Below are 4,389 nucleotides of genomic sequence, written 5' to 3' on the forward strand. Positions count from 1 at the left end.
AGTAGATCAAATCTATAATCTCGCCTGCCCGGCTTCTCCCGTGCATTATCAGTTCAATCCTGTAAAAACCATTAAAACATCGGTCATGGGCGCCATAAATATGCTGGGGTTGGCCGAACGTGTCAAAGCCAGGATTTTGCAGGCTTCCACCAGCGAAGTTTATGGCGATCCGCAGGTCCATCCGCAACCGGAAACTTATTGGGGCAATGTTAATCCTATCGGTATCAGAAGTTGTTACGACGAAGGCAAGCGTGTTGCGGAAACGCTTTTTATGGATTATCACCGCCAGAACAAAGTAGATATCCGCATTGTCAGGATTTTCAATACCTATGGCCCGCGCATGCATCCCAATGACGGTCGGGTAGTAAGCAATTTTATAGTTCAGTCTTTAAAAGGCAAACCTATAACAGTTTATGGCGACGGCTCGCAAACACGTTCATTTTGTTATGTGGACGATATGGTCGAAGCCCTGATGCGTATGATGAACCAAAAAGAATCCATAGGCCCTGTAAATTTGGGTAATCCTACAGAATTCACCATTCTGGAACTGGCCAATCTGGTGAAAAAGAAATTGAAAAGCAAACAAAAAATCAATTTTTTGCCTCTTCCCAGTGATGACCCCAGGCAAAGAAAACCGGATATAAAGTTGGCAAAAAAAATATTGAAATGGACACCCGAAATAAAATTAGAGGAAGGTCTGGACAAAACAATCAAATATTTTGAAAATATAAATAAATAGCTTTTTTGCGTTCTCAAATAGACTCACTCGACGCAAAATGACTAAGAGTGTTATTGGGGGTTAACTATGATCAAAGTAGCGGATACTGAAAACAAAATTTCTCTTGGGGAAATTAAAAAGCTCTTCAATACACCGGCGGACACTTCTGTTAAATTTTCCGTTGATTTGCAGCAAAAAGTTCTGGCCCTTGGCGGAGAAATGCATGCGGACTCGGAAAGCCTGTTGCTGGGTAATGGCAGCGATTATAAATCGGTATGGTCCTGCACCTTGTTCCCACTTAACCCTAAAGACGCCCAGATAGAATATTCTTCATTGCTCAACATTAAACCCTCTATGAATAATCCCGGTATGGAAATTATATCTGAAGCTGTCAGAAACGAAATTAAAGATATTGTGGACGAAATAATAACCGGATAAATATGGCGTATTATCAGGAATTATCACAGCAGGAATGGAATAATCATTCCAAATATCAGCAAATTATGATGATAGGGACAGATTTGTCCAAGGCCAAGGCCAGGATAATGGAAACTACCTTTAACGATGCCAGACAATTTTATTTTCGTGCCATCGAGCTGGTTGATCTGCTTATAAACGATCCCAAATGGAAAGCCGGAATAAAAGAAGTCTTACGCTTCAAGGAAGAGCTGGCCAAGGGCGCGTTATTCTTGTGCGATAATTTGTATTTTAATGTGGAATTAATAAGAGTTCTTTATACCTGGAACTCAGAGACACTCGCCATCAGGGATTTCCTGAGTTTTTAAGCTTTAGCTCTGGTACGCATACAAGAAGTACAAATAACTACCTTTTTATTATCTATTACCGCTGTTTGCAGGTTCGGATTAAAGAGTCTTTTTGTTTTTCTCTGGGAATGTGAAACATTATTTCCAACCATCGGTCTTTTTCCGCAGATTTCACATTTTTTTGCCATAACTTTCCTACCTTTTTAAGTCTATTTTTGAACAGGGTATAGACTAACATAATCTAATATAAATGACAATGAGCAATGTTATCGATATTTATTGTTTATATTGACGCAGTATCAAATAAAAGTTAAACTTTTTTACATAAGGGGCATTTCGCAATAATCCCCTTAAAACGGAGGGAACCCCGGTGCCGAAAATAGTCAATAAAACCGAGAAAAGAGAAAAACTTGTTCAGGCAGCCATCCCTATTTTTGCCAAATACGGTTTCCGTGAAACAAAAATGTCCGATATCGCTATCTCGGCTGATGTTGGTAAGGGTACGCTCTATGAGTATTTCGAAAGCAAAGACGAACTTTTCCTGAATACCTTTAAGCTCTGGTTTTCATATTTTTCCGAACAGATGCAGGATATTGTCGGTAAAGAAAAAAATCCTTACAAACAGCTCGTTTTATTTTATGAACAATTTTTTCAGACCATAGAACAATATGGGGATACTTATTATATTTATTTTGATTTCTGGTCGGAATTAACCAGAAATACCAATATTAATCAGCAGGAAATTGTCAATGTTTATCAGTCTTTGCGGGAACTTTTTGCTGATATACTGGAAGACGGAGTTCAAAAAAAAGTTTTTAAAACCATAGATTCCATGGCCATGAGCACAGCCTTGCTTTCATTGGCCGACGGTTTACTCATGCAGTGGCTTATTGACCGGTCGTCTTTTTCTATAAAGGATATCGGCAATCAGGCTGTAAAAGCTTTTCTGGGCTCTTTATTAATTTAATGATCATCACGATCTAGAGAGAGAATATGGATACAGTTGGTGCTGGTAGCGGTGGCGGAATACATCCTGGTGCGCCCATTATTTGGCCGCATATTAAGCCACAGACACAGGTAACGCAGCAGGATCAGCAACAACAGGAACAGCAGCAAACACAACAGGTACAACAAAACACACCGCAATCTTCTACGCAGACCTCGCAGTCGACTACAGCCACACAATCTCAGGTATTGCAGCAGGTAGCTTCCACTACAGTCAGTAGCCAGACATCAGCTTCAACTCCGGTTTCATCTGCCACAAGAGCTTTGTCCACCCAGGACATATCTATGCAACTGATGAGCATAGGACTTGCCGATACTCCGGAAAACCAGCAGCTGGCTTCCAAAATGCTGGAGTACGGTATGGAACTTAGCGATGAGAATTTTCAGCAGCTTTTCAAAGCCCTGCAGAACAAAGGAGCGAACGCCAATACGCAAAATGCCGCCCTGGCCGCTATGTCCAAGGGTCTTGCCGGAAATCCGGCTGCTGTCAAAGCGCTTGAACAATTTTTTTCAGGCAATATCAATTACGCGCAACAACTGCAAAATTTGCAGCAAAATATTTCTCTGGTCAATCAGTCTCTGAGTTCATTTGCCAGCGGTACAAACACTGCTTTGGTTAACAATTTAACCGCTTTGCTCGGGGAGTTTGACAAAAATATTAAAAAGATACAGAACAAGGACTCAGAAAAAAATACTGTGGTTTTAAGTAAAAAAGAAACTTCTACTCTTCAGGGCATGATGAGCAAAGGCGCGAATCTGCCTCCCGACCAGTTGAAAATGCTGCAGAACGTTCTGGCCAGGGGTACTGTCAACAACGCTGAAGAATTTGATATTTTGCAGAACCTGCTGGCTTTCAGCCAGGGCCTGTCCGGCGAGGACGCAGAGATTATGCAGAATTTGTTGTCGCAGTCCGGCAGTTTAAATTTGAACTTCTCCAAAAATTTCTTAATGGACCTCAATGCCCTGAAAGCGTTAATCGCGGGATTGCAGCAAAAACTTCAATTTGTGCAGGACCCGGCTGAACGTGCCAAACTCATGGAACTGTTGAAAAATTTGGAAAGCAGCATAACTCCTGTTATGGAGAATATTTCCGCGCAGGGTATTTTAAGTAAACTTTCCAAATATTATGATCCCAAGCTGCCGGACCGTTATTTTTACTGGATCATTCCCAGTCCTTTTGCGGAGATGGCCAAAAATATCGAGATATTGATAAAGAGGGATATGAGCAAAAAGGAAGCGCCGGTGAACCCGGAGAGGACACAGGTTATTATCAAGATGGAAACCGAGCAGTTTGGTGACGTGGCTGTAATCGTGGAAATATCAGGTAAAGATTTGTGGTACCTGTTCCATACCGAAAGTGAAGACGGCAGAAAATATATAGCTGCCAACTCGGCTATGCTCAGGGATCAGATGGCCACCTTTGATTATACAGTCAAAGGAATCAGCTCGCAGGTGAAAAAGATACAGATAAATAAAATATTAAACCCGACCATTGATCTGGAAGATTTGAGAAGGATCAGAACAGAAGCGTAACTGGTGAAGAGTGAAGAGTGAAAGGCGTCATACTGAGCTAGTTTACCCTGAGCTTGTCGAAGGGAAGCGTGACCAAGTATTACGAAGTATGACAGTAGTAAGTTGAAAGGTGAAGCGTGAATCGTGAAGCGTGAAGAGTGAAGAGTGAAAAGCGTCATACTGAGCCAGTTTACCCTGAGCTTGTCGAAGGGAAGTATGACCAAGAGACAGTTGAAGAGTGAAAAGCGTCATACTGAGCTAGTTTACCCTGAGCTTGTCGAAGGGAAGTATGACGGTAGAAAGTTGACGCGTGAAGCGTGAAACGTGAAAAGTGAAGAGTGACGAAGGGAAATGAGGGAAGAAGGACGAAGGAAGAAGGAAGATTGGAAG

Annotated in this window: 6 protein-coding genes; 5 read left to right on the plus strand and 1 reads right to left on the minus strand. The window is 41.7% G+C overall.

The window, feature by feature from the left end; translation table 11 throughout:
- The 3 genes from PHV30_11885 to PHV30_11895 all read left to right on the plus strand — a co-directional run.
- The coding region (locus PHV30_11885) for an SDR family oxidoreductase (protein MDD5457714.1) at positions 1-739 on the plus strand (739 nt) is incomplete at its 5' end.
- Between the two features lie 66 nt (positions 740-805).
- Positions 806-1,156: a DUF5674 family protein gene (locus PHV30_11890; protein MDD5457715.1), complete on the plus strand. Its 351-nt coding sequence runs from the start codon at positions 806-808 to the stop codon at positions 1,154-1,156.
- A gap of 2 nt (positions 1,157-1,158) precedes the next feature.
- Positions 1,159-1,503 carry a hypothetical protein gene (locus tag PHV30_11895; GenBank protein MDD5457716.1) on the plus strand — a complete coding sequence of 115 codons (345 nt, stop codon included), beginning with the start codon at positions 1,159-1,161 and terminating at the stop codon, positions 1,501-1,503.
- On the opposite strand, the gene rpmB is transcribed toward PHV30_11895, so the two are convergent.
- Positions 1,500-1,670 (minus strand): 50S ribosomal protein L28, encoded by a 171-nt coding sequence (rpmB, locus tag PHV30_11900; protein MDD5457717.1) that lies wholly within the window; start codon positions 1,668-1,670, stop codon positions 1,500-1,502. The two genes, PHV30_11895 and rpmB, sit on opposite strands and share 4 nt — an antisense overlap.
- 182 nt (positions 1,671-1,852) lie before the next feature.
- Here rpmB and PHV30_11905 point away from each other — a divergent pair, with 182 nt between their 5' ends.
- Together PHV30_11905 and PHV30_11910 are read left to right on the plus strand one after the other, a co-directional pair.
- Positions 1,853-2,449, plus strand: a complete 597-nt coding sequence (locus PHV30_11905) for a TetR/AcrR family transcriptional regulator (protein ID MDD5457718.1) — start codon at positions 1,853-1,855, stop codon at positions 2,447-2,449.
- A 26-nt stretch (positions 2,450-2,475) separates the two neighbouring features.
- Positions 2,476-4,020: a hypothetical protein gene (locus PHV30_11910; protein ID MDD5457719.1), complete on the plus strand. Its 1,545-nt coding sequence runs from the start codon at positions 2,476-2,478 to the stop codon at positions 4,018-4,020.
- The last annotated feature ends 369 nt before the right edge of the window (positions 4,021-4,389 follow it).

This window comes from Candidatus Margulisiibacteriota bacterium (genome assembly GCA_028715625.1).
GTDB lineage: Bacteria > Margulisbacteria > Riflemargulisbacteria > GWF2-35-9 > GWF2-35-9 > JAQURL01.

Bases quoted from the DNA above. Each gene is read 5' to 3' on its own strand.
- rpmB (MDD5457717.1), bottom strand. From the start codon at position 1,670: ATGGCAAAAAAATGTGAAATCTGCGGAAAAAGACCGATGGTTGGAAAT.
- PHV30_11890 (MDD5457715.1), top strand. From the start codon at position 806: ATGATCAAAGTAGCGGATACTGAAAACAAAATTTCTCTTGGGGAAATT.
- PHV30_11895 (MDD5457716.1), top strand. From the start codon at position 1,159: ATGGCGTATTATCAGGAATTATCACAGCAGGAATGGAATAATCATTCC.
- PHV30_11910 (MDD5457719.1), top strand. From the start codon at position 2,476: ATGGATACAGTTGGTGCTGGTAGCGGTGGCGGAATACATCCTGGTGCG.